This window comes from Acidiplasma sp. MBA-1 (assembly GCF_000949015.1).
GTDB classification, from domain to species: Archaea; Thermoplasmatota; Thermoplasmata; order Thermoplasmatales; family Thermoplasmataceae; genus Acidiplasma; species Acidiplasma aeolicum.
This window is the reverse complement of record NZ_JYHS01000001.1, coordinates 456357-481848: the sequence shown is the minus strand read 5'-3', so window position 1 is coordinate 481848 and position 25492 is coordinate 456357. Positions and strand designations below refer to the sequence as shown.

Genomic DNA, 25492 nt, shown 5'->3' with positions numbered 1-25492 from the left:
ACTATTATGGTATTTTTAAATTAATCACAATATAATTATATTTTAGAATTGAGATTAGAAATCCTGGTTACCTCTTTATCAATTAGTTTTAATTCCATGGAGAAGTTCATCTAGGAACAGCCACCTTATTTTAACCGCATTTCTAACCACCTCAAGGCATTTTTCCTGAAGCTCCCTTTCATGAGTATATTCTGCAAGTGCTGTTATTCCTCTATTTCCATGCTCTTGATCAGCCAAGTAATGTTCTTCAAAGAACTCTATTTCTGAAGAACCTTTTTTATAACCATAATAATTATATAATGAAGGCAATATTCTGCCCATAATGCCAACCTCCATGGATTCATTTCCTACTACTGAAGCTGCTACATACTCTTGCCATGTTCTTCCAAGTGCTATATGCCAATGAAAACTTATCATTGCAAGACAGCCGGCAGTTGGCTCAATATTATTAATTTTATCCTCGCTGATACCGCATGCTCTTGCAAATTTTTTTTGCATTTCAATGTGAGGAGTTGAAGTCCTTCCACCTTCAGATACCAAACCATGCTCCTCTGCCATATTCTCTAAAAAGAAATTCTGAACGTCCTGCTCTTTGGCTTTGGCCACCACTATGCCCCATAGATTTACAACCTGCGAACTCCAGAGACTATGCTGTAGCACATATTGAGCCATATCCTGCTTAGATAGCTTTCCCTGGCTCCAGAGATCAAATATTGGGTGTTTCTTTATATGTAAGCTTTCCCTCAATTTTATAAGCTCATTCTTAAATTCTTCAGCATTCCATTCTGACGACATATGTGATCAAAATATTTAATAACTGGTGGTTTATTAGTTTTTGCTTTTTAAAAATTTTGTTTTCCCTTGTTAGTATTTCCTATATTATACATTATAAACTTATACATTTTCATTTTAGTGCTATTTTAAATTTATATAACGTTGCAACTGTAATTACATATTCACAAAATTATAACAAATTAATAATGTATTCCTACTACATGAAAAGATATAAACTTAATGATTTTTTTCTATGAATTAGTCTTTTCAATTTTTACACCTTCTTTAAGAATTATCAATTGCTGTCATTATAATCTTTTTATTACGTTATTATTCTAATATTCTTAAAATTAATTCTTATAATTTAAATATAATCAATTCTTATTATATACAGCCAATCCTGCCATGACCATTAAATCATTAATACCTCTCTGAAATAAAGAGATTATTCAGTAAGGTAATAAGGGCCGTAATGCTTGAATATATATAATTTAGTAGATAATGCCAAAAATCTATTTTTACAATGAATTTAACAAATTAAATGAGGTTTATAAATTAGAATAAAAATTAGAATAAAAATTATGTATCGTATTCTTTAATGATAATAATTTTATGGGAATATTTTTAGAAATATTAAATTTAATTCTTTATGCATTTTTCTGATACCTTCTTAAATAATATTCTTTTTCATTATCATGGCTTAATTCTTATTTTATATTCCTTTATTATATTTTTGCCTAAGATATAATATCGATATTTATAAAAAAATATAAATTATTAAAATTCCGAATATCAAAAAATACTAATCATCAGCGATTGACGAACCATATGGGTCTGATAAAAATTTATCAAATATTGATTTGTCCTGCCATGTTAAACTTTCAAGCTCTATTGCACTCAATACTATTCTACTACCTAATTTTGGAGAAGATATCTCCAGTCTTGTACCGTTCTTTGTATATACCTTTTTAACAGTTACAGTGGCAAATTCATTTGTAATATCTATTGTTTCTCCATCTTTCTCATAATAATTTTTATTTTCCATTTTCATCACAGGAAATTTGATAGATTCATTAACGGTAAAACTGAATTTTCTGGTATTATATTTCTTTTTGCAAGTTTCCATTTATTATTTTCATATCTAAATTTATCTAGTCTTTCATATGCGAAGATTTCTGGATATGCATTGTCTCTTCTGCTTCTATAAAATAATACATATGATTTTACAATTGATTCTGTTTCATTGACTTTTTCAATTCTTACATTTGTAATAAAATGTTTTGTGCGTGATGGTGGATTTTCTGACCATGCATATTCATTCTTATATCTGTTTACCCGCATTAGTATGGATTCTTTATTATCTATAAAATGATACTGAGATTTTGAAAGTTCTAAATCAGTTTCTTTATCCTCCTTTTCCCTTGTAATTCTTACAGGCATTTTATATTCTATATCCTCTGTCAGCATATCTATCCATTTATCATACTGATGATTATCTAATATTTCTGCCTCATATAACAAAACATCAATTAGGTCATTTATATGATTTCCATCCATATTTTTGCTTGAGTATATCATTGCAAATCACCCTTATTCTAATAATTTATTCACAAGTTCCCTCCAAAAAGACATAGACCCTATATCACTTGGGTATGATTGTACATTACCAGGAGCACCAACATCAATTAATGGTTTATATTCACCTACCTTTTCTGCCAGTTTTAGTTTTAACATGCTATTACCAGCATGTGTTTGTGTTATCCAGTTTTCCATATCATCCTCTTCAAAGACACCATTTGCTGTAAATGAGTGTTGATATGCTAAATATGAATATTTTTTTAAATCTTCTGGAGCATCATTTTCAATTGCAAACCAGTTCCATATTTGTGTTTTATCATGAGATATAGGATTCCAAACCCTGAATGTTAAAATAGGTGCTATAGCCTCAGCTGTTGATCCACCCTTAAATGGCATACCTGCATTTAAGAATCCAAAATTTGGGAAGACATTGCCAATAATTGTGCTGGTGGAATATTTAACCCAAAATTTATACTCGCTCTCCGTTAATGTATTTTTTGCCTTTCTAATTAATTCTGGCCACCAATTTCCATACCACTGAGGTGAATCTATTATCCTTGAAAATGCAATTCCATGTCCGTTCCCTGCATCAACCTGCAGACCTGTTAATACTGTATTTGCCTTGATAGTTTCTTTAGGAAAAAGCGCATATCCTGTTGCATGCGCGGTAAATGCGTGATATATATCACCAGCAAAATTATCTGCAGCTGCTTTCCAGTTAAATGGAACAACCCATCTCTGTGGATTTGTGAATGATAATCCTGCTTCAGACCTATTTGAAACAAGATCAAAGTAAAATTTAAAATCACCAAGAAAAGTTGATAAATCGTTTTTAGGTTTTGGATCAAGATTTGCAAAAATAAACCCTTTATATATTTCTACATTTACACGGTACATATTAAAATCATTGTAATTTATAACATCACCTATTGCATGCTTCTGCACTGGGCATCCAACAAGTTTTCCTTTTGTATTATAGACAAATCCATGATATGGGCACCTTATATGGGATGTATTACCAATCTCTGCTTTAACAAATTCTCTACCTTTGTGAGGACACGCATTTAAAAAAACTCTTATCTTATTATCTTCTCCTCTAACTACTATTAATGGTGTTTGTTCTATATATCTTACAACATAGTCTCCTGGATAAGGGATTTCAGATTCGTGAGCGAGGAAATTCCAGCTTGATGCAAATACTTTTATCCTTTCAGCCTCGTAAATTTCAGGATCTGATAAGAGGTATAATGGAACATATCCATCATCTATAAGACTCTCGGCCTCGCCAAGCATCTTAAAGGCTCTTTCACTTAAATTATATTCTAATATTTCTTCATATCTAAAACTTTCATCTTCAGATACAATATCATTAACCTCTTTAGGTTTATTACGAATAGTTTTTATATCACCTTGTACCATATTAAATTATAATATATTATTATATTTAAAGTTTTCTTTTATAATAATGATGATTATATTTAAACATATCTATTATTTAAATTTCCTCCAATTTTTTACAAAAGATTATATAAAAGATTATATAAAGTTAGTTCCATTAGCTAAATTATCTGTTTTCCAACATTTTTAAAAATTATATCATTCTACTTTTTTATTCAGGAAATATATACTGATAACAAATTTGATGCTAAAAAATCTATAGACATATTTATATGATGATTATAATTTCTTTGCTTACAGTACAAGCTTACCAATATTTATATTAATTTTATAATTAAATCTAATCACTTAATATTGTTTTTACAATTTTCAGAGTTTTTTCATAATCAAGCCACTGCAGATTTTTGAATGTCTCCTTAAGTTCTGCATCATTTAAATATATATAATAGGGAAGCATTGTATACTTCTCTGCACCAAGATTTTTAACAAGTTTTTTCATTTCATTGTAATGTTCCATAAATTTATTTTTATCACCGGTTTTAATATATATCAAGCAATAACTTCCATGGGCATAAACCATTCCACCAGGATACTTAACTTGCTCCTGAATTGATAGTGCCATATCAGAATATTTTAAGCTGGAGGTAAAATCACCCTTCATGGAGCTTGCTATAGATAATGCAGCATAGGTTTTACCGTATTCCACAGGAGCATTCAGGTTTTTATTTATTTCTATTGATTTTTTTCCATACTCAATCGCCTCATTAGCATCTAACCAGCAGTATGCCTCGACAAGATTGTTATACAATTTACCCTGTAGGCCTAAAACGTTGAGTTTTCTTGCCAGTTCCATGGAGTTGAAATATTTAGCAATTGCATCTTCCAGCATAAAATTAAAACGATAGATATGACCCTCTATTCTGAGCATCTCTGCAAATTGTACAGTATTCATGTTATTTTCCCCATATCCAGATTCCAGAATATTCAAAGCGTCTAAAAATTTACCAAAAAGAAATGTAATATCTCCTATTTGATTTTGTGATTTAAGATAAATTTCATTATCTTTATTATTTCTATACTTTTCTGAGATCCCATTAAATATAGAAAGTGCATCTTTATACCTGCCCATAACACGCAATGTATCGGCCTTGTAATATGATATATAATCCTTAAAGTTACCAAATAATGGATTTTCTGGATTAATATTTTCAAGAATTTTAATACTGTCTTCCAGCATTCCAATTCTCCTTAGATAGACAGCAAAAAGGAACTGAATACGATCATCATTGGGATGCCTTTTAAGTATTTGGGCTGATATGCTTCCGACAACATTCCAGTACCCCGCATCAACAATAAATATTGAAAGTTCAATAAACTTCTCTCCAATATCTATACCTGATTCCGACATGTAGGAAAGAAGATTCATAACGTTGGGGTAAAAAATCACCATGGATTCATATGGTATACTTTTTTTATTATCATTAAGATATTTTATAACACCTGAAAAAATTTTTTCCATAATCTTCGATTTACCACTTATTGTGGGATTGTTTATAACATACTCATAAAAATTGTCATGTACTTTGTATATACCTTCCAGATTCTCAACTTTTAATACAAATGAATGGCTGGCTATTTCGTCAAAGTCAGATATGGCAATTGGTATATTAAGCTCCTTTACAAGAATTTCAAAGATGTTAAAATTAAAAAAATGAATGTATGATAATGCAATGAAAAGTGTTCTTTCATCATCTGAAAGGTGTGATAGAAACCTAGGTATAATTTCATTGGTTGGAATTATAAAATCATATGCAGTCATATTATTTTTATTTCTCAAATAAATTTCAACGCAGAGGTCAAGGTATAGTGGAAGTCCTTTGCTGCTGCTTATTATGGATTTTCTAATGGATTCATCTAAAATTGGTACGGATCTAAGGAAATAATCAGAATCCTGATCACTGAGATAATCAAGTATGTGCTGATCAAGTATTTCATTCCATGATGGATCCTTTTGCTCCCATTTTATATATTCCCTGCTCCCTATTATAAATAATGTTTGTTTAGAAGAAAGTACTAATTCCTGTATAAATTCATCAGGATCATTATTTGCGAGCTGGAAATCCTGGCGCCTATATATTGATTCATATGAATCAAGAAATATGGCAAATATTGAATTTTTACTTTTTGCAGCTATTGAAATATCTATTCCAAGAAGGTGTGGAAGCCTTTCAGATATTTCCTCCGGATTTCTTTTGCATGAATCAATGGCCTCAATTTCATTATGATATTCCTTAAACTGTATTGAGTACTTTTCCCTGAGCTTTATGGCAATTTTATCTATAAGCCCCACAGGAATGTGTATTGCCTCAAGGATGTCACCTGTTATATCCCAAATAACGCTATTTTTAGGTATAAACTCCTTAATCTGATCAGCAGTTTTTCCTATTGAGGAGAAGTATTTAACAAGGCCATAATCAAAAAGAACACATGGGAATTTTATTTGTTTTCTAAGTCCAAGCAGAACTGCAGATGGGGAGTTGTATTCATTTATATCCATTCCGGCAAATATGATATTTATTTTAATTTTACTTTGTTCTTTATTTCTTTTATCCACGTCATCCATTAGTTTAGATATAAGCCGTGTTTTTCCTATTCCGCCCACACCGTAATAAACCAGAACCTTTCTGGTTATTTTACCTGTAGTTATCGCCTCCAGCCATTGATTGAATACCATCACTGGTTCTATTCTATCCGTAAACTTTTTAATAGCCTGCTGTGTTTTTCTTGAAAACTTGCTCTCAGGCAATGCCACCACCCAAATCTTGAATGCCGTACATTGTACTGTATATGCTTTTTCCATAATCTTCATTACCCTTGCCTGCAGACAGTGATTTATATACATCATCCACAAGTCCTGTGTAATGTGCTAATAATCTATCAGTCTCAGAAGATGAGAACAAAATCTTGGTTCCTTTATCATCTGTGAGTGTAACCTTAAGTTCTGAATGGTTTAGCCTAATTTTTACATTTGTTTCGGGAAACATAAAATCCGTGTATTTAAGTGAGGAGTTTGAAACCCAGTTGGTAACTGTATGTCCAAAGCCGGTGCCATTTTTAGAGTCATTAAACATCATTGAAGCAATTGAAAATAAATCAGAAAAGTTTCCAGAGTAACTATCACCAAATGTTAGTGAATCCAAACTTATATCGTCAAAAATGGAATATAGCATACTTAAAATATTAGACCCACTATCAACCCAGCTTCCTAAAAGACTTAAAGCTTTATTTTGTAATTCACCTCTAATATAATATGGATCAGAAAAATAGGAACAGAAACTTCCTATTTTCCCATAACTTTTATAAAGCTCTTTTAGTGATTTCCTAAACCAGACAATTTCAGGCGAATATACAAAATGAAATGCATTATAAATCAATGCATGATTTACCTTAGCACTTTTTAATAAATTATTATATTCATTTATATTTAGAACTGAAGGTTTCTCCACCACTATGTTTTTTCCAGATAATAAAATTTGAGATGAAGTTGTGTAATGGTTATCTGTCGGTGTGCATACTATGCACGTTTTTATTCGATCATCATCAATCAGGTTTGATAAAGTTTTATAAAAACTATGTCCTGTTATGTTAGTAGATATATTCTTATCATAAATTCCCACGATATTCATTTTACCATTCATTAGTATGGCCTTTTCCCAATACTTTGCAATATAACCATATCCGACAATGGCCACATTTATATTTTCATTCATTTCAACTGACATAATTATCATTATTATATAGGAATTAAAATATTCCTTTACGAATACAACTGATCAATATTAATAAATTTTTGCATTACCTGAATACATAAAAGAAACATTTGTGTGAGGAAGACGTATAATAATTAATTATTCAATACTAAAGCGGGAATAGATAAAATAAAACCTCTATTATTATCCTTATGAATTCATGGAAATGGTGTTTCCTAATAATAAGATACCATATTAAATTACCAGCCTGGAATAGTATACATCTCTTATATTAAGGCTCCAGCACTTATGATTTTTCTATGTTTTTTATCCTGGTGTAAGCATTCTTGAGCAATCTTTGCTTATATCTGTTATACTGGTATTGTGGTAGCGGCCTTAAAGGTTCCCGATCGGCAAGCTTCAGAATCATGGATTTTAATGTTTCCATGTCTTCAGCTTTTTCCAAAATTTTTTTGTCCACAACTTTATTCAAATCAATAATTTTTCTATTAATAATAAGAGGGGTTAAGATAATAAGAATAACAGATAAGGCTAAAAGTGGAAGAAAATAAATTCCATATTTATCTGGCAAATCTATTGAAAGTATATATGATATAAATAACATATCTGCAATCAATACAAACCATAAAAAGATGTCACGAAGCATGATTTTATTTATATTAAACTTTTTACTGTAATAAATCTGGAGCATGTATAATAAAAGTTCAGATTCATTGAATTTATCAAATGCACTTTTATAAATTATTAAATTCCAGTCATTGCCTCTGGTGGTTGCGCCATATAAATTTGCACGGCTAAATTCAGAAATATACACTTCTATATCCTCATCTCCTGTAACTTCCCTTAATCTGGTTGTTAAATCAGTGCTGTATTCTCCCGGAATGCCATTGTATGGCATCTTATCCCTATAATTAATGTAAAACGGTATGGCAATTATTATTAGGTCAAATGGAATGAGCAAAATAATTGAAAAAAGGGTATGAATATTTATTATGAGAAAAATAGATTCCAGTAATATATAAGAAAAAGCAAATACCAATAATGAAAATTTTAAGATTGTTGACCTATTTTTAATATTCTTCTTTATTGAATGATACACAAGTAATGTGATTATAATTGAAAAAATTGGGGCTATAAAATATATACCAATATACTGAAATAATTTCATGCTAATAAAAATGGTAAGATATAAAAAAAAGCCAAGGGAAATTACAGAGGGAATTAAATAAAACATTATGGAACCTTTGGTGGATGTTACATTTTTCATAAAATTTAATAATTTTATTATATTTAAAGTCTTTGCCAGATAATCAGAGACAATCTGGCCCTATTTTTGTTTACTTATTTAATTAAAAGTAAAAGTTAAATATAAATATAAGATAGTGGTCAGGTTGAAGATTGGGTATTTTGGAGAAAAGGGAGCATACAGTAATATAGCCGCAGAAAGACTGGCTGAGGGCGAATACGTTCCATACAAATTTATAAGGTCAATTTTTGATGGCATAAATAAAGGGGAGATTGATTTAGGTGTGGTTCCTATAGAAAATTCAATTGAGGGTGCAGTCAGTGAGACGTATGACAATCTTTACCGGGATAATTTATTTATTGTAAAGGAATATTACCTTAGGATAAGCCACTGTTTGATTGGATTTCCGGATAGTGAAATAGATGATATAAGATACGTTCACTCACACCCTCAGGCACTTGCACAATGCTCCGATTTCATTTTCTCGCATAATTTTATACCTGTAAGTGAGTATGATACCGCAGGAAGTGTGGAAATTGTAAAAGGTTTAAAGGATAAAGCCAGGGCGGCAATAGCCAGTGAGCTGGCAGCGTCCATATATGGTATGCATATTATCCAGAGGGAAATTGAAAATAATAAAAATAACTATACCAGATTTTTCCTATTATCCAAATCTCCCGAAAAGCCAGATGGTAAAACCAAAACAAGCATGGTGTTCTCAACATCAAACACACCAGGTGCCCTTTACAGGGTTCTTTCCATTTTCGATAAGTATTCAATAAATATGTCAAAAATAGAATCGAGGCCGGTTAAATTTAATCCTTTTAATTATATATTCTTTGTCGATATAGAAAATAATAAAAATACAGAAAATGCAATAAATGAAATAAAAAATATTGCAGGAACTTTAAAGATTTTGGGAACATATAAGGATGCATCATTTAATTTTAATTCATAAAATTTTAATATGTGTGATTAATATTATATCTAATAATAAATTAGATACAGGAGTTAGAAAAACTTATGAATCTTAGGAGAATTTTGCTGGATGTTGACAAGGGTTTGAACAGGCCAACGCTTACAGAACTTGCGGGATCAATAGAGGAGGTCCCTGGTGTGGAGGCCGTAAAAATAACAGTTACCGAGATGGATATGGAAACAATGGGCACAAGTATAATAGTTGAGGGCATGAATATTAATTATAATTATTTAATAAAAACTATAGAGGATATGGGGTGTGCCATACATTCAATTGATGAAGTGGTTGCCGGGAAGCACATAGTAAAATGAAAAACAAATTTTTATTTCCATTAAGCATTGGATTATCTGATGGAATAATAACTGCCCTAATACTTGCATCTGGTGGCATCTTGGCACATAATGGCATATCCATATTTCTGGCATTCAAGATCTCATTTGGGTCTGCCTTCGCAGGTACCTTTAGTTATTTTATAGCACAGTATGCAGGTTTGAATGAGGAACTTCACAGAACGGCATTGCAGCTTAATTTAAGATCCACATCTTATTTATTAAAGGGGAAGCTGGGTGATAGAATATTTCTTGAATCCATTGCAGGTTCGTTAATGGCAGCCCTTTGCGGTTTTGCAGGTGCATTAATTCCACTTCTTTCCTCTTTAATCATAAAAAATAATATAATTATACCCTTGGCATTTTCATACATATCACTGGGAGTTCTTGGACTGTTTATAAGCAAAACAACAGCCGGCAGTGCAAAATTATGGGTTTTAATTATGATTTTAATAGGCATAATAGTTACCGTCGCCGGATTTTATTTAAAGTTAATAGTTTAATCATTTTATACTATGTTGTACAGACATGCGTGGAGTCACCATGCAAAATATATGTATAAATATATTAATTTAATTAAATATATTATTGATTCTTAAAACTATCGAATATGGCAGGCATTTAATAAGTTACATAATTTTGTGCATATTATTATTTATTTAATAAAATTATATGTATTTATGCATGCAGGATCCTCGGCAAAAATATCGTTGAAGGTTGCATATGCCCTGGCCCTTGAACCACCACATACATCAGAATAACCACAGCTTCCACACAGTCCCTCCAAATTTTCGGGATTTCTTAAACGCCTTAAAATGTCATTATTCTGATAAATATGGACAATTGATTCTCTCTTGACATTTCCAAGAACAACCGGTAAAAATCCACTTGGATAAACATCACCGTTATGGGATACAAAAATAATTCCCTTACCGTCCCTGGTTTTTTCCATGTGCACGTGCGGTTTTCCATCAGGCAAGCCCAGAAGCTCATGGGTTTTTCTTATTAGTTCCCTGTAAAGTGATGTACCGTGATATGTTTCCTTTTCGTCTGCAATTCTTCTAAATATTGGAGATTCAACAGTTCTTACAGTCATATTGTATGATGTGATGTAGTAAAGCCAGTGGTTTACATCCTCATATTCCAGTGGGGTTAAATCCTCGAAATCTATTGATCTGCCGGTTTTTATAAGGAAAAATACCTCCCACACCCTTATATTATTAGTTATTAATAATTTAAGAATATCCGGGAGTTCCATTATATTCTTTTTTAGAACAACAGTATTTATTTGCACGGGCATTTTATGATTTCTGGCGGTATTAATTGCCTCCATTGTTTTATCAAACACCCAATCATACCCGCGCAGCCAGTTGTGTGTTTCCCTAAGTCCATCAAGGCTTAGTGATATTGAAAGTACATTGTATTTCTTAAGAAGTTCAAATGATTCATCATTAAGCCTTGCAGTGGCAGCGGGGCTGGCAGAAACTGGAATCTTATATTCATATGCTGTTCTAAGTATCTCCTCAAGCCCCTCCTTTTTAAGCATATCCCCGCCAGTTAAAATCAATATTGGATATGGTTTTCCAAAATTTCTAATGGATTTAACAAAATTAACTGATTGATCAACAGTCATCTCGTCTGGAAGCCTTGCCTCAATGGCTGATGCCCTGCAGTGTTTACATGCAAGATCACATGCCTTTGTTGTTTCATAAAAAACAAGTATTGGCTTGTTATTATAATTATACATAATTAATATATTTATTATTTATATATAATGAGAATGAAAAAACTGAAAGAATTTTAAAAAAAGTATAGGTTTTAATATAATTTATTTTCGAGTATTTAAATATTCATATACATTTTTGATCATTTCCCTCTGGTTTTCATGGCTTAAATTTTTCATGCAATCATTATAATCAAGCCACATATATCCTGAATGCTCCGCAGAAATCCTAATACTGGCATCATCATTTATTTCTGACAAAAACATTGTTACATGTTTTATTACCATATCATTTCCCCTTTGAAATTTGTAGCACATTGAATATGAAAATTTCCTATCAATATCATCAGGATTAATTTTAATTCCAGTTTCCTCAAATGTTTCCCGGATTGCAGCCTCAATTTCTGTCTCATTTTTTTCAATATGCCCCTTAGGGAAATCAAGCCACCCCTCAGATCTTTTTAAAAGCAAAAACTTTAAACTGGAATTTTTTTTATAAAGTATAATGCCGTAACTGTATTCATTAAGCTCCATGATTACTGATTGTTGTATCCCTTATATTGTTTGGCATTTTTAAATTTTAAATATAAATTAAACATACAAAATAAGTTAAAAATGTCAGATGAGAATCTTAATACTTTATTAATGGACAAAAATTTTATTAAACTAACAGGTCCACCGGAGGACTGGCTTAACTTCCTTTATACCGGAACATGGGGGTTCAGGGATAAACCAAGGTTAAAATCCATGTATAATAAAATAGATGTAAATTCAAGTGTTTTTTTGCTCCATTCGATGCATACCGAATATATAAATATGCCATATAAAATTAAAACAGGAATAATTGGCTTTGGATTCGCATCCGGTAAATATATTCTGGATAAATCAGATATAATTCCTGATTATGGAGATAATTTTAGACCCTTAAGATTGCAATTTTCAAAGGTTTATCTGTTTGGAGATATATGCGAGATTAAAATTAATGCATTTGAAAAAATTTTATCCTCAGGAATTAACGAGGCCGGATATTACATAGACGCACTTTTAAGGAATTCCATTTCATTCAATGATTTAAAGGACAATATGGTAAGCATACAGCCACAGGGTGCATTACAGGAGCTTGATAAAAAAAATAATGATGCAATTCTGGCAATATTATCAAAAAAATCAACGAAATTACTGGAATTTTCAAAATAAATATTACCTGGAATCATTTTAAAATAAAAGTATTAATTTATTTATATAAATTCCAAAAATCTATATTTGGTTATGTTTATACAAAATAATGAGACTTCTGGCAGAAATTTATCCATTCGTAAAAGAACATAATTTAAAATCAGAAATAGAAAACATGGAGGGCTTTGATGGATTTAACATACCTGATAATCCACTTGGTTATCCAAAAATACCGCCGATTCTAATAGGATACATGATACGGGAAAAATATTTTAAAAAGGATATAATTATAAATCAAGCTCTTAACAGCGTTGGTGAACTTTATGTACATTCAATTATAAAAGCTGCAAAAATGATTAAATCATCAATTGTTTTTACCATGGGTGATGAACCAAAATATGGAAAAAGATTAAATGAGATATCATCTGAAACCGCCGCATCAATTGCTGCTGAAAGTAATGTTAATGCGGGATTGATAATAAGTTTTTCCTACAGTTATGCAAAAATAAAGGAAAGAATGAAATCAAATGCATCATTTTATCTTGCCCTTAATCTTAAAAAACCGGAAATGCTTGAAAATTTAGATGCATCTAAAATAATTCCTTATATTATCATAAAAACAGAAAGAAATTCAGAAACCATAGGATCAATAAAACAGCCATACATAAATGAAAATTCATTAAAGGATTACTGTGATGCACTTGAATCTTATGGAATAAAAGCGGTTATTTTATCCACCCCGGGTGACAAAAAGGGGCTCATAAAAATTTTAAATGAGGTACAATAATTATAAACATTGATTCTGTATAAACTTTATAAGTATAGATTGCATCTATTATAGGATTTAGTATGGATAAATATGATTCATCACAGATACAAATACTGGAAGGTTTAAAGGCTGTCAGAAAGGTTCCTGGCATGTATATAGGTTCAACTGGGACAGAGGGCCTGCACCACATGGTTTATGAGGTAGTAGATAACTGTATAGACGAATCCATGGCAGGATTTGCATCCAATATAAATATTGTAATATATAGGGATGGATCAATATCTGTGGAGGATGATGGAAGGGGAATTCCTGTAGATATACATCCTAAGTATAACAGGCCGGGCCTGGAAATCGTTATGACAGAGCTTCATAGCGGTGCAAAATTTGATAAAAAGGTATATAAGGTTACCGGCGGCCTTCACGGTGTGGGAGTTCATGTGGTTAATGCACTTTCAGAATACTTAATTGCCCTTGTAAAAAAAGATGGTAAGATATACTATGAAAGATTTGAGAGGGGCATTCCTGTGTCAGGTCTGGTTACATTAACCCCTGATGAGGCAAAAAATGATGAAAATATTAAAGATATTGTTATAAAATATCCAGAACATGGAACAATAATAAAATTTTATCCTGATAAGGAAATATTTGACAGCACAGATTTTTCATACAGCGTCATAAGTGAAAGGATAATGGACCTTGCATTTCTTAATCCAAAAATTACAATTAATTTATCAGATTTTAGAACAAACAAATCAGAATCATTTCATTTCGATGGTGGCCTGGTAGAATATGTGCAGTATTTAAATCAGGGAAAGGAGGTAATAAATAAGGATCCAATACACTGCTATGAAGAATATAAAGATTACACCGTTGAATTCGCCATGCAGTATAATAACGATGTCCCTGAAATATCAGAAAGCTTTGTAAATAACATAAAAACACCGGAGGGCGGCACGCATCTTACAGGTTTTCATACCGGCGTCTCAAGGGCAATTATAGACTATGCAAAGAATAAAAATTTAATAAAGGGGGTTTCAGCGATTACCGGAGATGATACCAGGGAGGGTCTTGTATCAGTGCTGCATGTAAAGATGTACAATCCACAGTTTGAGGGACAGACCAAGGAAAAGCTTGGGAACAGTGCAGTTAAAAATATTGTTTCATCAATAACAGAAAAATACCTTAAGGAATACTTTGAATCATTTCCCCTTGTTGCTGAGGCCATTATAAGAAGGGTTCTTGCTGCATCAGCTGCAAGGGAGGCATCAAGAAAGGCCAAGGACCTTGTAAGGAGAAAAACTGCACTTGAGAGCGGAAGCCTTCCCGGTAAGCTTGCAGACTGCTCATCAGACGATTCAAAAATAACGGAAATATACATAGTTGAGGGTGACTCTGCAGGTGGATCTGCAAAGCAGGCAAGAAACAGGGAATTCCAGGCAATACTCCCATTGAGGGGTAAAATACTTAATGTCGAAAAGGCAAATGACAATAAGGCTCTTGAAAATGAGGAAATAAAAAATTTAATAACAGCCATAGGAACGAATATAAAGGATAAATTTGATATAAGGAATTTAAGGTATAATAAAATCATAATAATGACCGATGCGGATGTGGATGGTGCACATATAAGGACACTCCTGCTAACATTCTTTTACAGATTTATGAAGGATCTTATTGATCAGGGCCATGTATATTTTGCCCAGCCTCCATTATACAGAATTCAAAAGGGGAATGACATACACTATGTTTTCTTCGAGGATGAAAAGGATGATTTGATTAAAAAGCTTGGTGGCAATGTAATAATACAGAGATTTAAGGGTCTGGGTGAGATGAACCCGGAACAGCTCTGGGATACCACGATGAACCCTGAAACGAGGAAGCTTGTGCAGGTTACAATAGAGGATGCCTATTATGCAGATCAATTATTTAGCATATTAATGGGTGAAAAGGTGGAGCCCAGAAGAAAATTCATTGAGGAAAACGCAAAGTACGTAAAGAATCTTGACATATGAGGGTGAGATAAATGCTTGTAAAACCTATAGAGGAAGAAATTAAAACATCATATTTAGATTATGCAATGAGTGTCATAGTCAGCAGGGCAATACCTGATTTCAGGGATGGGTTGAAGCCTGTACAGCGTAGAATACTTTATTCCATGTACGAGCTGAATGTGACCCACGATAAACCATTCAAAAAATCTGCACGTATTGTTGGAGAAACCATGGGTAAGTATCATCCACATGGCGATATGGCAATATATGATGCACTGGCTCGAATGGCACAGGATTTTTCATTAAGATACACATTAATTGATGGGCAGGGTAACTTTGGATCAATAGACGGCGATTCCCCGGCTGCCATGAGGTATACAGAGGCAAGGCTCCAGAGAATTGCAGAGGATATGATGCAGGACATAGATAAGGATACTGTAGAATTCATGCCGAATTTTGACGGTTCATTAAGGGAACCATTATATTTTCCATCAAAGATACCACAGCTGCTGATTAATGGTACATCTGGAATAGCGGTGGGAATGGCCACAAACATGGTACCACATAATTTTAACGAGGTTGCAGATGCAATTATATATTCTGTTGATAATCCACAATGTTCTGTTAATGAACTTTTAGGTTTTATTAAGGGTCCGGATTTTCCCGGCGGTGGCATTGTTTACAAAAGCAGTGACATGCTTGACATATACAGAACCGGCCACGGAAAGGTCCTGTGCCAGGGAGAGATTTCAGAGGAGAAAAAGAAGATAATAATCACAAGCCTGCCATATGGTGTGAATAAGGCAGTTTATATTCAGAATGTGGCGGATCTTGTTAAAAATGATGTTATCAGCAATATATTGGATATTAAGGATGAAAGCGACAGGCATGGCATAAGGATAGTTATTAAGGTTAAGGACGATGATGAGAAAAAATTAACAATAAACCAGCTGCTGGAACACACACAGCTTGAAACATCAATAGGAGTTAACAATCTCGTGCTTTTGGATAACCAGCCGGTTACAATGAACCTGAAGGAAATGATAGACACTTTTATAAACTTCAGGCTGGAAATAATTAAAAAAAGGTCAATATTTGATTTAAATAGGTTAAGGGAAAGGGAACACATACTGACTGGATTAAGCATTGCACTTCAGAACATAGATAAAGTCATAGGAATAATTCGCGGTTCCGAAAATGTTGATACGGCACGGAACAGGCTGATGTCAGAAATAAATCTTTCAGAGAAACAGGCTGTGGCAATACTGGAAATGAGATTGCAGAGATTAACAGGTCTTGAAATTAAGAAGATAGAGGATGAATTAAAATCAATAAGGGAGAACATCATAAAATTAAATGAAATAATAAATAATGAGAACAAAAGAAGGGAGGTCCTAAAAAATGAAATGATTGAACTAAAAAGGCTTTATGGGGACAAAAGAAGGACAAAAATACTTGACCGTGAACTTGTTGAAAGAAATGATGAGGATCTGATTCCAAACGAGGAGTCAATTTTAATATTAAGCAATAACGGACTAATTAAAAGGGTGTCATCTGAGGAGTATAATACACAAAAGCGTGGTGGCAGGGGCATTGTGACTGTAACAAGGCGTGAGGATAGTGTGAGAAGCATACTGTCATGCATGTCGCATGACCTCCTTTATTTCTTTACAAACACCGGAAGGGTGCTCAGTGCAAAGGCATATACTATAGAGAAAAAATCCAGGACGGCAGTTGGGGTTTCCGGTTCAACATTCCTTAAGCTGCTTGACGGGGAGATAGTAAGGCAGATAATGAGGTCTCCTGAGGATAAAAAATCATTCCTTATAATAGTTACAAAAAATGGTTTTATTAAAAAAACACCTGTCAGGGAGATACTTAACATGCGGGAATCTGGTGTAAAAATCATTAATCTTGACAGGGATGATGAGGTGGTTTCAGTTTCAGATCTTGTTAAACCCTCCAAAATATTTATAGTTGCATCAAACAGCAAGGCTGCAATATTTTTAAGTGATGAGGTTTCATCCACAGGAAGAACATCAAGGGGCGTTAAATCAATGAAGTTAAACGGTGCCGAGGTAATAAATGCATTTCTCGTAAACGATGATGACACTGTACTAACAATTACTGAAAATGGAATGGGCAAGAGAACACAGGTATCTGAATTTACAGTACATCACCGTGGATCCAGTGGTAATCTTATATTTAGGGAAAGTGACCGTACCGGGTCTATAGTTACAGCGCTGCCTGTTAGGGATGGGGATGAGATATTAATTATAACAAAGAAGAGCAAAACAATAAGAATTAGTGCGGATGAAATTAGAATACTATCAAGGGTTACATCAGGTGTAAGATTAATAAATCTGGATGATGATGACTCAGTCATAGCCGCATCTGTTCTATAATTTATATTTTAATAAATTTATTATTAACCTTTTAATTGTGCATTTTACCATCTTTATAAAAAATAAACCAGAAATATTTATAAAATTAGTTACAATAACCACCAATGAAAGTTTCTATTATAGGTCTTGGCCATATTGGAAAGGCAGTTCTTGGTATTTTAAATGAAAACAAAAAATTATTTATGGAAAGGTATGGCAAAAGCATTGAGGTTATCTCTGTATCTGATTCAAAAAATACAGTATATGATAAAAATGGTCTCGATCTGGAAAAGGTTCTAATGTACAAGCAAAGGAACCAGCTTGGGGAACTGGCAGAAAATATAAAATTCGATGAGATTTATTCACTTGAATCAGATGTTATTGTTGATATGTCACCGGCCACAAAGGACGGAATTGCAGGAATGAAATTGTACACATCAGCCTTTGAATCGGGCAAAAATATTGTGACCTCAAATAAGGCCCCTCTGGCACTTCACTGGAAGGAGATTATGGAGGGTGCATATAAAAACAAGAAAAGAATACTTTTTGAATCTTCTGTTGGTGGTGGCACACCACTATTTAATTTAAATTCATACTGTTTAAAATCATCAAATATACTTGAATTTAAGGGTCAGGTAAGTTCAACAATAAATTTTGTATTATCACAGTTACTGGCCGGCCTGGATTTTAATGATGCTGTAAAAACTGCACAGAACATGGGGATTGCAGAAACCGATTACCATGACGATACCAATGGCCTTGACGGTGCCAGAAAAACGGTTATAATAGCCAATGCACTGCTAAATAAGGATTACACATTGAATGATGTGGAATATGATGGCATTGAAAACCTAAAAGATATTAATTACATGAAGGAATCAGGAAAAATATACCGTGTTTTATCACATATTAAAAATGAGAATGAAATTACAATAGAATCAAAAATTTTTGAGCTGGACAGAAAAGAAACACTTGCATGCCTGGATTCATTGTCAATGGGGTATCTGGAAAAAACAGATAACAATGATGATATAACAATCTTTGAAAAGCATGACGGCCCGCTTGAAACGGCGGCGCAGGTTGTTAATGACCTTCTCATAATATAAATTTTTTATATTGATTAAAAAAGGCAATCTAAATTGCCGCAGCCATTGCAGCGAATACACCTGTTATAAATAATAGCACAAACCATATAAATACCTGCATTATTACCAAAAGCAGTCCCCTCTCCATGCTTATTCTATAAATCTGCGAATAAACATATAAAAGAATAATAAATGTTATTAGAAAGGCAAGCAAGGTCCCAAGAATGGGAATTGGAAAGAATAAAAGGCGAAGTCCTGCATAAACCACTATTATTATAATTGCTGTCATAATTGTTGAAATAACCGCATTGCCCAGTGTCGCGGTGGATCTCCTGGCCACTATTTTTGAGGCTATATACATTGGAATGGATATTATTACTATCATTATTAAGACCGCTATTAATGCAAGTATCAGGCTAAATATAATCATTAAGGGGATATCATAATGTTATTATTTAAGACTTTGTCATATTTATATTAAAATTATTATCTTTATCCTGAAATATTTAATGCTATTATTTAATAAAAATGCCTGTTAAAAATCATCAAAATAATATATTTTATAACAATTATAAGTTATGAAAGTTTCAATTATAGGTGTCGGCACAGTTGGTAGATCAATAGTAACTGGAGTTGCAAAATTAAAAAATTATGAGATTTTTCTTAGCTCTGGATCATATGAAAGGCTAAAATCATGGAATAACGGCAGATATAATATTTTTCAATCCAATTATGAAAATGCGAAAAATGGGGATATTATAATATTATCAGTAAAACCATCAAATGCGGTAAAAATTCTGGAGGAAATTAAAGATGTGGCAAATGGCAAGGTTATAATTTCAGTTATGGCAGGAATAACCATTAATTTAATAAATAAATATCTAGATAAATCGCCTGTTATCAGAGTTATGCCAAACATTCCCATGCTTGTCCAGAAATCAGTAAATGCCTTTTGCTATTATAATTTAGATGATGAAAATAAAAAAATAGTACTTGAAATATTATCGTCCTTTGGCACACCTGTTGAAATTAAGGAAGATTATATAGATGCAGTAACAGGTTTGAGTGGCAGTGGCCCTGGTTTTATCTCTGTAATGATAGATGCAATGATATCTGCTGGAGTCAGGCTTGGCATTCCAAAGGATACTGCTAAATATCTTACACTGGAAACATTTATTGGAACGGCAAGTCTGATCAGGGAATTAAAAATTTCACCTTCAGACTTAAGGGATGAGGTAATGACACCAGGAGGGACAACCGTTGCTGGCCTTTATTATCTTGAAAAAGGAAACATAAGAACCGCCATAGCGGATGCTGTTGAGGGTGCATATAAAAAATCTGAGGATTTTTCAAAAAATTATAAATAAAAATAAATTTAATAAAAATTTTTAAATAAAAATTTTTTTGGGTTATAAATCCTCCTCACCAAAGGCAAGTATTAGGAGTATAAAGCCCACAAAGGTAAAGAAGAAGGATACCCAGCTGCCAATCTGATGAGGGCCATCATTGGCATTGATTCTTGGGAACATGTCATAGTCCAGAAATGTCGGAATTGAAATTATAAGAAATACTATCCCAGTGTACATCAGGTATTTTGATCTCTTTTTCATCTTTTTAAACCATTCCATTGGTGATTCCGTCATAATATTGCACCCCCTAAAGCCGCAAAGGTAAATATGTAAAGCAGTATCGGCGTTATAATTGTCCTTCTTGATATCTTTCCATTGGTTGATTTATTATGGGCTATGGATATACCCAGAAGTATAATGGATATGAAGATGAATACCAGGGCTATTACCAGAAGTCCCTCCTCATATACACCGAAATTGCCAAATACGGGCGATATCATGGTGTAAGGCTGTTCATGGTAAAGTTTTCCCACAGGCTTTATCAGTATAGCATAAAGCACAAATGGCACACTTCCAATCCAGTAGGCAATCATCGCATAATAATATAAATATAATGATTTTTTATCCATTTTACACCCTCTCCTTTATGGTTCTCTGCATTATCATAAATATTATGGCAGCGAACAAAAATAAATTTATTACCAGCGTTATGGCCCAGTACCTCTCATATGCGTATGGCTTCACCTGCGTGAAATACCACATTAGAGGATCAACGACCACAAGCTGGATTACACCAATTAAATAAATTATGTTCTTAGTTTGCATTTGCATCACCGTCCTTCTTTGCAAATCTCATGGCGTATACTGGCAGGAATGAAATCAATGTTAGTGACCACCACAGGTATTCTGTTAGAAGCCTTGTCTGGGTAAGACCTGGCTGTGAGTATCCCCATATTGTCATAACTGCAAGTCCTAAAACTAAATAGACACCGAATGCTGTTATCCATGGCCTTTCAAGGACACCTTTTTTATGGTACCTGTCTATGAATGGTATTATCAGTATGAATATTAGTATGCCAATAATTAATGGTACACCACCGGTGCTTAGCCCGTAACCTGCGACATCCATTAGCTTATATACAGGTGTAATGTACCAGTCAGGCACAGGGAAGGTGCCGTATGCCAGTGAACCATATCCAAGCGTTAGTTTCTGCGGGAATGCAGCTGCGAATATTATGATTACACCTATGATTATTATTGCAGAGAATACTGCATATAAAAGATTTGTTGGGTACCATGGTATCATTTTTCCCTTTTCTGTTTTATCGTCATTTGCAAGGCCGGACCTTTCAAAGAGCATGAAATGCACCGCGAATATTGCAAGCATTAGCGTGGAAAAAACTGCAACGTGTAATGCCAATAGATGTGAGAATGTGGCTGTGGTTGTATAATTACCAACAAGTATTCCCTCAAGCCAGTTTATAAATGCACCAGGGAGTATTCTGCCAAGAACACTTCTCTGCATGAACAGCAATCCTATATGCAGGGCTGCCATTGCTATTGCAGTGTTTGCCAGCATATAACCGAGTATGGCAGTAAGTATTGTGAGCAAAAATAAAACGACACCGAGAATCCACTGAAGCCATCTCCATTTTCCACGGTATGACCCGACAAGCCACTGCCTCATCATATGGAAATACACAAGGCCGATCATTGCATATGCCATGTACAGATGTGATGTTAATATAATATGGCCAAACGGAACATCATCTATTATGTATTCTGTTGCCCTGTAGGGGTCAACCTGGCTGTAATAAAAGAATATAATAATTCCTGTTACTATCTGATATATTAAAGCCGTTGCAACCCATGCACCAGTCCACTCATCTATTCTGTAACCTTTGGTTGTAACTGACCTGAATCCTATTTTATATGTACCTTCCGGCAGATCTTTTTCTTCTTCCATTATTTTCGTTAAATCATACTCATTTTTTTCATATTCAGCTTTTTCCATTTTTTACTCACCCTTTATGGAAGCCTGTGGAAATTACCCTTCCATGGTCCGGAATTGCTTACAACCACTGTTTTATATAAAACCACAGAGCCATTTACCTGATTTACATCAAAGCTGCTTGGAGCACCGGTCTCAATATTTGAAGGTGTATCCTTGTATGTATAAATTGTGCTGGGAATTGATTGTGTTGACGTTGGTATTGCGGTTCCGCCTGTTAGGTTTTCCTTTTTAACCTGCGGGCCATAGGTCTGGCCTCCGGGATACTGCAGGTGTGTCCTTATCACAGCATTTTTGGAATTTATACCGTAGGCAAAAATATAACTACCGGTAAATGTAGAAGGGTCGTCAAGAGAAGAATCAGGGCTGTTATTTGTGGCAAGCATTATCTGCGGTAATGAGTGGTTTGCCGGACTTGGTGCTGCTCCATTGTTATATAAATTGCTGCCACCCCATACAGGGTTGTACTGGCTTCCATGGCATTTGCAATATATAAGGCCATTGGTTGGCCACTCAAAAACACCAGTGCCGTTGGTCTTATATCCAACAAGCTGGGCCTCAAATGGTATGCTTTTCCCTGGATGATAATCAAGAAATGGTGGCACACACCCAAGGTGCTGGCATATCCCACTTAATGCTATTATAGATATATCATTAAAAGGATCATAAATAACCCCTGTCATTGGAGCCTTTGAGGATGGGGACACTGGGGCAAAACCGCTTGTGGGCACTATGCTATCCTCAGGTGTTGTTATTTTAACACCCTTAATGGCTATCAGAAATGTCGGCTCATCCTGAAGTGGATAATTAAAAACCAAAATATTTGCACTGGTTGCCGTGGAAGACACGGCGTACTGTTCAACATCCGCAACCGTAATTGGATTTCCCTGCGGGTCCTCGAGTATGGCAAGTGGATAATTATCCATCACAGGAATTCCACGGTCCTTTGGAACAACATATCTCTCAAAGGAAAGCCCACCAACAAGAAGCGCGGCCACTGAGAGACCGGCACCTTTAAGAAAGGCCCTTCTTTCAGGCTCTGGAACTGCATTATTACCTTTGTTCATAATCAGTTTAATTATTGTTTATATAAATATTTTGTCATTAAAAAAATCAAATTATCAATATATAAAATAAAAATTACGTTTTTCATCTTATTATATTTATTTCCTTCTTATTATTACCTGTATTTGCTCTTAACTTTTACTTTTTCTATATAATTTTAATATCATTATATAATTTTTATATGTAGTACATCACAGAATTTTCATCATGTTTTTCACGGTATTTTAAATAAAAATGAATAAAAAATATTTTTGAAAATCAATAAAATCAGGCATTTTTAATGGTTTTGGCGTTTAGAAATATTTAAATATTATCCATTAAATACAGTATTAGTGATCATTAATGTTTGATGCACCAATGGATTGGTTGATAATTATAGTTGTTGCCCTTATCATTTTCGGCGGCACAAAAAAGATACCTGAAATGGCCAGAAATCTTGGAAAGGCCACAGGGGAATATAAAAGAGGACAGATGGAGATAGAAAACGAATTAAAAAATAGCATGAATTCCTCTGCACCAAAGCCCGAGGGCCAGGTTGACTACATGAAAATTGCACAGGACCTTAACATAGACACAAACAATAAGACAATAGACCAGATAATAAAAGAGATAAATGAGAAATTAAACAGAACACCCGAAACAAAGACAAATTAATATGGACAACGAGTTAATTCAGTATTTCTTAAAATATTCCGATGAGATAAGATATAGGTTAATAAGAATCCTTGCTGTTTTTGGCGTATTTTTTGTAATTTTTGTGGTATTTCAGGTAAAATATATAATTTTTTTGGGCCACAGATTCCTTTTCATATATCCTGATCCGTATGACAATATTGGTGCACAGGCCCTATTACTGTTACGTGACCATATACTTCCAAGCGGTACAAAGCTGCTTATAATAAAGCCGGTGGATGGTGTGATGGCTGATTTTTACACATGTATTGCACTTGCAGTTATGATATCAATGCCGGTCATTATTTATCATGTGGCTAAATTTGTAACCCCCGCATTAAAGGAAAGCGAGGTTGCCCTTTTAAAATCCATAATAATTCCTGCATCATTATTATTTTTCGCAGGTGCATTTGTTGGTGTGTATTTCATTGCACCTGAACTCTTCAGAATATTTACCGCATTTGATGTTGGCCTTGGTGCATCGCCAACAGTAAGTGTTTCAAGCTTTACATCATTTTTATTCATGTACATAATTGCCTTTGGATTATCCTTTGAGATACCTGTTTTTATGACAGGTTTAAGCAGGTTTGGAATAGTTACAGCAAAAACCTGGAGGGAAAACTGGAGATATGCTGTCATAGGAGCTTTGGTTTATGGTATGATATTTTCTCCAGGGGTAACAGGATTTACAATGGTAATCATAGCAATACCAATGATTGCACTATATTTTGGTGGAATATACTTCGCAGAAAAGGCTGAAAAGAAATTTGAGAGCTCGGAAAATCCATCAGGCAGTGCCGACCAGTGAAAGACCCCTAATTACAATTTTTCCAGATATTCCATCCTTTATAACAACTCTGTCCCTTTCATGACTTATTGAGTTATAAATATCCTTAGGAATCTCTATTTTTATATCCTTATCTATTTTAAACGAATCCTTGTACTTAAAATCACTATTTATTTCATATGATGGTTTTTTTATAAGCTGGCACATATTGTCAGTGCATGGTCCCTGTTCAAGTGTAATTTTTAATAATAACACATTATTCTGTAAAATTTTTTTAATACCCTCACTTACCATTATTTTGCCGTTTCCTGCATCATACTCAAACATATATTAGCATATTTTTACATTATAAATACATTTTTATTTATATTGAAGTGTTGTACCAAATATTTTAATGCATTGTGCA

At 33.5% G+C, this 25492-nt stretch carries 27 protein-coding genes; 11 read left to right on the top strand and 16 right to left on the bottom strand.

What is annotated here, in order from left to right:
- Positions 1-78 precede the first annotated feature (78 nt).
- The 7 genes from TZ01_RS02450 to TZ01_RS02420 all read right to left on the bottom strand — a co-directional run bounded on the left by TZ01_RS02450 (position 79) and on the right by TZ01_RS02420 (position 8787).
- Positions 79-795, bottom strand: coding sequence for a TenA family transcriptional regulator (locus TZ01_RS02450; RefSeq protein WP_048101192.1), 717 nt, complete (start codon positions 793-795; stop codon positions 79-81).
- Positions 796-1576: 781 nt separating this feature from the next.
- A complete protein-coding gene (locus tag TZ01_RS02445) occupies positions 1577-1819 on the bottom strand; it encodes a hypothetical protein (RefSeq protein WP_048101368.1) in 243 nt (80 codons plus the stop codon).
- 5 nt (positions 1820-1824) lie between these two features.
- The gene (locus TZ01_RS02440; protein WP_052656691.1) at positions 1825-2352 is read right to left on the bottom strand and encodes a 3-phenylpropionate/cinnamic acid dioxygenase subunit beta; all 528 of its coding nucleotides are present in this window, start codon (positions 2350-2352) and stop codon (positions 1825-1827) included.
- 12 nt (positions 2353-2364) lie between these two features.
- The gene (locus TZ01_RS02435) at positions 2365-3771 is read right to left on the bottom strand and encodes a Rieske 2Fe-2S domain-containing protein (RefSeq protein WP_052656690.1); all 1407 of its coding nucleotides are present in this window, start codon (positions 3769-3771) and stop codon (positions 2365-2367) included.
- Between the two features lie 319 nt (positions 3772-4090).
- Positions 4091-6610 (bottom strand): tetratricopeptide repeat protein, encoded by a 2520-nt coding sequence (locus TZ01_RS02430; RefSeq protein ID WP_156150282.1) that lies wholly within the window; start codon positions 6608-6610, stop codon positions 4091-4093.
- Positions 6549-7532 carry a Gfo/Idh/MocA family protein gene (locus tag TZ01_RS02425; protein ID WP_055041003.1) on the bottom strand — a complete coding sequence of 328 codons (984 nt, stop codon included), beginning with the start codon at positions 7530-7532 and terminating at the stop codon, positions 6549-6551. Before TZ01_RS02425 ends, TZ01_RS02430 begins: the two co-directional genes overlap by 62 nt.
- Before the next feature lie 274 nt (positions 7533-7806).
- Positions 7807-8787, bottom strand: a complete 981-nt coding sequence (locus tag TZ01_RS02420; RefSeq protein ID WP_048101189.1) for a hypothetical protein — start codon at positions 8785-8787, stop codon at positions 7807-7809.
- Positions 8788-8911: 124 nt separating this feature from the next.
- Between TZ01_RS02420 and pheA the strand changes: the two genes are divergently transcribed.
- The 3 genes from pheA (at position 8912) to TZ01_RS02405 (ending at position 10577) form a co-directional block, all read left to right on the top strand.
- A complete protein-coding gene (gene pheA, locus TZ01_RS02415; RefSeq protein ID WP_048101188.1) occupies positions 8912-9724 on the top strand; it encodes a prephenate dehydratase in 813 nt (270 codons plus the stop codon).
- A gap of 65 nt (positions 9725-9789) precedes the next feature.
- Positions 9790-10056 (top strand): DUF211 domain-containing protein, encoded by a 267-nt coding sequence (locus TZ01_RS02410; RefSeq protein ID WP_048101187.1) that lies wholly within the window; start codon positions 9790-9792, stop codon positions 10054-10056.
- Positions 10053-10577 carry a hypothetical protein gene (locus TZ01_RS02405; RefSeq protein ID WP_048101186.1) on the top strand — a complete coding sequence of 175 codons (525 nt, stop codon included), beginning with the start codon at positions 10053-10055 and terminating at the stop codon, positions 10575-10577. Before TZ01_RS02410 ends, TZ01_RS02405 begins: the two co-directional genes overlap by 4 nt.
- A 152-nt stretch (positions 10578-10729) precedes the next feature.
- Here the strand turns inward: TZ01_RS02405 and TZ01_RS02400 are convergent, their stop codons facing one another.
- Positions 10730-11821: a TIGR04053 family radical SAM/SPASM domain-containing protein gene (locus TZ01_RS02400; protein WP_048101185.1), complete on the bottom strand. Its 1092-nt coding sequence runs from the start codon at positions 11819-11821 to the stop codon at positions 10730-10732.
- 81 nt (positions 11822-11902) lie between these two features.
- The gene (locus TZ01_RS02395) at positions 11903-12331 is read right to left on the bottom strand and encodes a bis(5'-nucleosyl)-tetraphosphatase (RefSeq protein WP_048101184.1); all 429 of its coding nucleotides are present in this window, start codon (positions 12329-12331) and stop codon (positions 11903-11905) included.
- 81 nt (positions 12332-12412) lie between these two features.
- Here TZ01_RS02395 and TZ01_RS02390 point away from each other — a divergent pair, with 81 nt between their 5' ends.
- From TZ01_RS02390 to TZ01_RS02370, 5 genes are all read left to right on the top strand, one after another.
- Positions 12413-12994: a hypothetical protein gene (locus tag TZ01_RS02390; RefSeq protein WP_048101183.1), complete on the top strand. Its 582-nt coding sequence runs from the start codon at positions 12413-12415 to the stop codon at positions 12992-12994.
- 88 nt (positions 12995-13082) lie between these two features.
- Positions 13083-13760 carry a hypothetical protein gene (locus tag TZ01_RS02385; RefSeq protein WP_048101182.1) on the top strand — a complete coding sequence of 226 codons (678 nt, stop codon included), beginning with the start codon at positions 13083-13085 and terminating at the stop codon, positions 13758-13760.
- 62 nt (positions 13761-13822) lie between these two features.
- A complete protein-coding gene (gyrB, locus tag TZ01_RS02380; RefSeq protein ID WP_048101181.1) occupies positions 13823-15754 on the top strand; it encodes a DNA topoisomerase (ATP-hydrolyzing) subunit B in 1932 nt (643 codons plus the stop codon).
- Positions 15755-15765: 11 nt separating this feature from the next.
- Positions 15766-18138, top strand: a complete 2373-nt coding sequence (gene gyrA / locus TZ01_RS02375) for a DNA gyrase subunit A (protein WP_048101180.1) — start codon at positions 15766-15768, stop codon at positions 18136-18138.
- A gap of 104 nt (positions 18139-18242) precedes the next feature.
- The gene (locus TZ01_RS02370; RefSeq protein ID WP_048101179.1) at positions 18243-19223 is read left to right on the top strand and encodes a homoserine dehydrogenase; all 981 of its coding nucleotides are present in this window, start codon (positions 18243-18245) and stop codon (positions 19221-19223) included.
- 28 nt (positions 19224-19251) lie between these two features.
- Here TZ01_RS02370 and TZ01_RS02365 read toward each other — a convergent pair whose 3' ends face one another.
- Positions 19252-19632, bottom strand: a complete 381-nt coding sequence (locus TZ01_RS02365; RefSeq protein WP_048101178.1) for a hypothetical protein — start codon at positions 19630-19632, stop codon at positions 19252-19254.
- A 148-nt stretch (positions 19633-19780) separates the two neighbouring features.
- On the opposite strand from TZ01_RS02365, the gene proC reads away from it, so the two are divergent.
- Positions 19781-20569 (top strand): pyrroline-5-carboxylate reductase, encoded by a 789-nt coding sequence (proC, locus tag TZ01_RS02360; protein WP_048101177.1) that lies wholly within the window; start codon positions 19781-19783, stop codon positions 20567-20569.
- Between the two features lie 42 nt (positions 20570-20611).
- On the opposite strand, the gene TZ01_RS02355 is transcribed toward proC, so the two are convergent.
- Genes TZ01_RS02355 through TZ01_RS02340 form a run of 5 tightly spaced genes read right to left on the bottom strand, consistent with a single transcriptional unit; the run spans position 20612 to position 23629 of the window.
- Positions 20612-20845, bottom strand: a complete 234-nt coding sequence (locus TZ01_RS02355) for a hypothetical protein (protein WP_048101176.1) — start codon at positions 20843-20845, stop codon at positions 20612-20614.
- On the bottom strand, positions 20842-21180 hold the full coding sequence (locus TZ01_RS02350; protein WP_048101175.1) for a hypothetical protein: 339 nt from the start codon (positions 21178-21180) through the stop codon (positions 20842-20844). The genes TZ01_RS02355 and TZ01_RS02350 overlap by 4 nt, the downstream gene beginning before the upstream one ends.
- Position 21181: 1 nt before the next feature.
- The gene (locus TZ01_RS09520; RefSeq protein ID WP_054963799.1) at positions 21182-21376 is read right to left on the bottom strand and encodes a hypothetical protein; all 195 of its coding nucleotides are present in this window, start codon (positions 21374-21376) and stop codon (positions 21182-21184) included.
- Positions 21366-22565: a cytochrome bc complex cytochrome b subunit gene (locus TZ01_RS02345; RefSeq protein WP_048101174.1), complete on the bottom strand. Its 1200-nt coding sequence runs from the start codon at positions 22563-22565 to the stop codon at positions 21366-21368. The genes TZ01_RS09520 and TZ01_RS02345 overlap by 11 nt, the downstream gene beginning before the upstream one ends.
- 14 nt (positions 22566-22579) lie before the next feature.
- Positions 22580-23629 carry a twin-arginine translocation signal domain-containing protein gene (locus tag TZ01_RS02340; RefSeq protein WP_048101173.1) on the bottom strand — a complete coding sequence of 350 codons (1050 nt, stop codon included), beginning with the start codon at positions 23627-23629 and terminating at the stop codon, positions 22580-22582.
- 340 nt (positions 23630-23969) lie between these two features.
- Between TZ01_RS02340 and TZ01_RS02335 the strand changes: the two genes are divergently transcribed.
- A complete protein-coding gene (locus tag TZ01_RS02335) occupies positions 23970-24281 on the top strand; it encodes a twin-arginine translocase TatA/TatE family subunit (RefSeq protein ID WP_048101172.1) in 312 nt (103 codons plus the stop codon).
- Position 24282: 1 nt separating this feature from the next.
- Positions 24283-25107 (top strand): twin-arginine translocase subunit TatC, encoded by an 825-nt coding sequence (locus tag TZ01_RS02330; RefSeq protein ID WP_048101171.1) that lies wholly within the window; start codon positions 24283-24285, stop codon positions 25105-25107.
- Here TZ01_RS02330 and TZ01_RS02325 read toward each other — a convergent pair.
- Positions 25087-25413, bottom strand: a complete 327-nt coding sequence (locus TZ01_RS02325) for a hypothetical protein (protein ID WP_048101170.1) — start codon at positions 25411-25413, stop codon at positions 25087-25089. The genes TZ01_RS02330 and TZ01_RS02325 overlap by 21 nt on opposite strands.
- Positions 25414-25492: the final 79 nt, after the last annotated feature.